This window comes from Sporichthya polymorpha DSM 43042 (genome assembly GCF_000384115.1).
Lineage (GTDB): Bacteria > Actinomycetota > Actinomycetes > Sporichthyales > Sporichthyaceae > Sporichthya > Sporichthya polymorpha.
Map to the genome: position 1 here is coordinate 215,333 of NZ_KB913029.1, position 4,075 is coordinate 219,407.

The 4,075-nt window shown below is 68.6% G+C and carries 4 protein-coding genes; 1 reads left to right on the forward strand and 3 read right to left on the reverse strand.

Translation table 11 applies throughout. The annotated features are described in order from the left end of the window. The 3 genes from SPOPO_RS0101110 to SPOPO_RS0101120 all read right to left on the reverse strand — a co-directional run. Positions 1 to 474, reverse strand: a 474-nt coding sequence (locus tag SPOPO_RS0101110; protein WP_019872945.1) for an ATP-binding cassette domain-containing protein, incomplete at its 3' end; no start/stop codon positions are given. Between the two features lie 22 nt (positions 475 to 496). Beyond that, complete coding sequence (locus tag SPOPO_RS0101115; protein WP_019872946.1) at positions 497 to 1,171, reverse strand: vitamin K epoxide reductase family protein; 675 nt, start codon at positions 1,169 to 1,171, stop codon at positions 497 to 499. Then, positions 1,171 to 1,821, reverse strand: coding sequence for a DsbA family protein (locus tag SPOPO_RS0101120; RefSeq protein WP_019872947.1), 651 nt, complete (start codon positions 1,819 to 1,821; stop codon positions 1,171 to 1,173). Before SPOPO_RS0101120 ends, SPOPO_RS0101115 begins: the two co-directional genes overlap by 1 nt. 823 nt (positions 1,822 to 2,644) lie before the next feature. On the opposite strand from SPOPO_RS0101120, the gene mobF reads away from it, so the two are divergent. Beyond that, the coding region (mobF, locus tag SPOPO_RS26785; RefSeq protein ID WP_156870310.1) for a MobF family relaxase at positions 2,645 to 4,075 on the forward strand (1,431 nt) is incomplete at its 3' end.

Sequence of the window (4,075 nt, forward strand, 5' to 3'; positions counted from 1 at the left end):
CTTGTTGCCCTTGGACAGATTGCCGACGATGCGGTCGGGCACCGCACCGAGGCCGGTACGGGCGATCGCGAGGTCCACGGCAGCACGTCGTTCCGCACGCGGGATGCGCTTGGCCTCGGCGGCGAAGGCCAGGTACTCGGTCACCCGCATCTCGTTCGGGAACGCGACGCGCTCGGGCATGAAACCCAGCAACCTGCGCGCCGCGCGCGGGTTGCGAGCGACGTCGGCGTCACCGATGCGGATCGAGCCGGCGTCCCACGCGGCGATTCCCGCCATGCAGGTCATCAGGCTGGACTTGCCCGCGCCGTTCGGCCCGAGCAGCCCGGTGATGCCGGGACCGAGCGTGAACGACACGTCGTCGACCGCGATCCGGGCGCCGTAACGACGCGTCAGATTGCTGACGACGAGCAACGGCTTGCCGTCGGAATCCTGAGCTCCCGAGACGGCCTGGGAGGTGTCGGCAGGCGCGCTCATGCTGGGTATACCGGACCGTTCATCAGATGAGGGTTCGCCAGTAGTACCAGAACTGCTCCAGGACGAGAGTCACCATGAAGAGCGCCGCCGCAGTGACGATGGTGATTCGCCACGAGGCGAGCGCCTGAACAACAGGACTAGCGGATAAACCACGTCCAAGGACACCCGAGCTTGCGTTGTGCGACGTCACGTACACGAACACCGGCAACACCACGGCCCAGACAATCATGCAGTACGGGCACAAGGCACCGATGCGGTAGAGGCTCTGAAAAATAAGCCACACCACAAATCCTGCGGCCAGGGTCACCCCCGCCTGGAGGCCGAGCCAGTACGGGCGACTCAGGCGCGCACCGCCGATCAACGCAACCCCGGTGGCAGCGAGGACGGGAAATGCCGCGATGCCGATCAACGGGTTCGGAAAACCGAAAAGCTCCGCCTGGTCGGTCTTCATGACCGAGCCGCAGTTGAGGATCGGGTTGAGGCTGCATGATGGCGTGTAGGTCGGGTCCTTGAGCAGTTCCAGCTTCTCGACCATGAGCGTAAACGCCGCGGCGAAACCCGTAAGGCCACCGACGAGCAGCAGCCAGCCCAGCGCCCGCTCTCCGGGCGGCGGTGAGTTCGCCGGGGGTGAGGTATCTGGCGTCGCAACCGCCGGCACCTCGCGCGGCGGTGCGGTTGGCCGGGGGGAGTCGCTCATCAGGAGCTGGCGAGCGCTTCCTCGAGCGCCGCGACCATGTCCTCTGCGGACTGAGGTTCGATCCGCTGCCCGTTGAGGAAGAAGGTCGGGGTTCCCTGCACGCCCAGCGCCAAGCCGTCCTCGACGTCGCGCTGCACCCGCGCGGCCACCTCCGGCGAGGCGTAGTCGGCGTGGTACTGCGCCATGTCTAGACCAATCCGCTCGGCAAAGCCCCGGAAGGTGGCGTCGAGCGGGACGCGCTGCTCACCCCACTGGCTCTGGTTCTCATACATCAGGACATACATCTGCTCGAACTTGCCTTGACGCGCTGCCGCCTCGGCCGCGCGGGCCGCACGTTCGGCGTTGAAGTGCCCGGGCAGCGGAAAGTACCGGGCCACGAAGGTGACCCGGCCCGCGTACTGCTTGCGCAACTGCTCGACGACTGGAAACGCCGCAGCGCAGCCTTCGCACTCGAAGTCGAGGAACTCGACGAACTCAACGTTGGCCGCTCCCCGCTGGCCGAGGACGTGGCTGTCGGCCCGGGCGACCGCCGCCTCCGCCGCGTTAGCGTCGGCAGGGTCGCCGCCGATCTTCCCCCATACGAGCAGCGCGGCCACGACGAGGGCGAACGCGGCCACGAGCCCCACCGACACCTTGACCTGTGACTTCACTTCTTTCCTCGACTCCAGCAAGTACAGATAGAGGGGGACGTGTCTGCGTGTCGGCCGGGTGGTGACACCCTGGCTGCACCGCCCGACCGGTAGGGTCCCTCAACCGAGACAGCTGCTACGGAGCATAGTAGTAGTATCCGGCGCTCGCAGTCCGGGCCCCCAGGCCCACCCTGCTCACTGCACTACCTACGCGCAGCGCCGAGTCTGATGGGGCGGCGACCGCGGACCCGACCGCGACCGCGACCAGGAGGCTTACCCGTCAGCGCCGAGGGCCCCAAGCCCTCCGACGGGCTGGTACCCACGCAGTGACGCGGGGATCACTGACTCAAGGCGCGCTGAAACCGGGAGCATCGCCTCGGGAGTCTCTGCGTGCAGGGCCGACCATCGCGACGGCGGCGGCCGGATGCTCCGGAGTAGATGTTCGCAGACGCCCTGGAACAAGCGCTGGGGTGCCCGGGTCTAGACATGGCCTGGCGCCGGGGCGGCGCCGAGCCGCTGCCGCCCGTGGCTCCTCGCGTCCTGCGGCGGCGGTGCCGACTGGACCGCCCCGCCCGGCCCCCCGTCGGCGGCCAGGTCGAGAGACCTGTCCGTCCGTTCGCCGGCCCCGAAGGCAACCATCGCCATCGGTTTCAACACCCAAGTGGAGCAGGGACGACTCGGTCCAGCAGCTTGGTTCTCGAGCTGACGATGGGCGGGGCACGTACTCATCTTGCTCAAGTTGAGATGGCCGCGGATCTGGCGCCGATCGCGCACACAGGCACGACGTGGATTCGTTGGTGCGCCTCCAGCGGCGACCCCTGCCGTCGTTCGGGGGGTTGTCGTGATGTCGCTGGCGCGGCTCTCGGCGGGCTCGGGGTACAAGTACCTGCTCAAGCACACCGCGTGCGGCGATTGTGGTCGCGATGCCGGGACATCGTTGACCTCGTACTACGCAGAGTCGGGATATCCGGCCGGGCGGTGGTTGGGATCAGGGCTGGCCGGGCTGAACGGCGGGCGCGGACTCGCGGCGGGATCGACGGTGACCGAAGAGGCGATGGCCGCCCTGTACGGCCGCGGCCACGACCCGATCTCAGGGGCGGCGTTGGGCCGGGCATTCCCGGTGTACCGGAGCGCGGAGGAGCGGATTGCCGACGCAGTCGGACGGTTGCCAGACGCGCTGGCTAGCACAGAGCGCCAGGCCGCAGTCGAGGCGATCGAGACCCGGGAGCGGGCCCGACCGGTGAAGGCTGCGGTTGCCGGATTCGATCTGACCTTCACCGCCCCGAAGTCGGCAAGCGTGTTGTGGGCCCTGGGTGACCGGGAGGTCCAGCAGGCGGTTGCCGATGCCCATCGCGAGGCGGTTACCGCGGTCCTGGCGTTGATCGAGGACCGCTTTCTCCACACCCGGGTCGGGGCGAACTCGTGCGCTCAGGTCGCGACCCGCGGCATGATCGCGGCCGCGTTCGACCACTGGGACACCCGCACGGGCGATCCAAATCTGCACACCCACGTCGTGATCGCAAACAAGGTCCAAGGCCCAGACGGGCGCTGGCGCTCGCTTGACGGGCAAGCGGTCTACCGCGCCGCGGTGGCCTGTTCGGAGACCTATGACGCGCTCGTGGCCGACGCCCTGTCCGCCCGCCTGTCGGTCACGTGGGGGTTGCGGGATCGTGGTGATCGGCGCAACCCCGCCTTCGAGATCGTCGGTGTTGAGGAGGCGTTGCTCGCGCTGTTCTCCTCACGCGCCGGCCAGATCGAGGGACAGTTGCGGGGGTTGGTCACCGGCTTCACGGCCAAGCACGGGAGGGAGCCGAGTCGTCGAGAGATGCTCCGGCTGCGTCAACAGGCCACGCTCGCCTCCCGACCGGACAAGACTGTCGCCCCGCTCGCGACCTTGTTCACTCGCTGGCGGACTCAGGCCACCGAGCTCACCGGCCGCTTGCCCGCGGCGCTGGTTGCCGACGCCCAGCCGGTTGTCACAGTCCCGGTGGCCACTGCGCCGGTCGCCAGTGCTCCACTTGCCAGTGCGTCGTCGATCGCAGCGCCGGCCACCGCGGTGTCCGGGTTTTCGTCTGTCAGGGCGGTTGACATGCCGGAGGACATCGTCGAGCAGGCCGCGTGCACCGCGCTCGCCGCGGTCGCGGAGCGACGTTCGACGTGGACCCGGAACAACCTGCTCGCCGAGGCGGCCCGGGCGACCCGACTCGTGCGGGTATCCGGTCCGCAGGAGCGGATCGCATTGCTGGACCGGGTCGTGGACACCGCCATCGGCGGG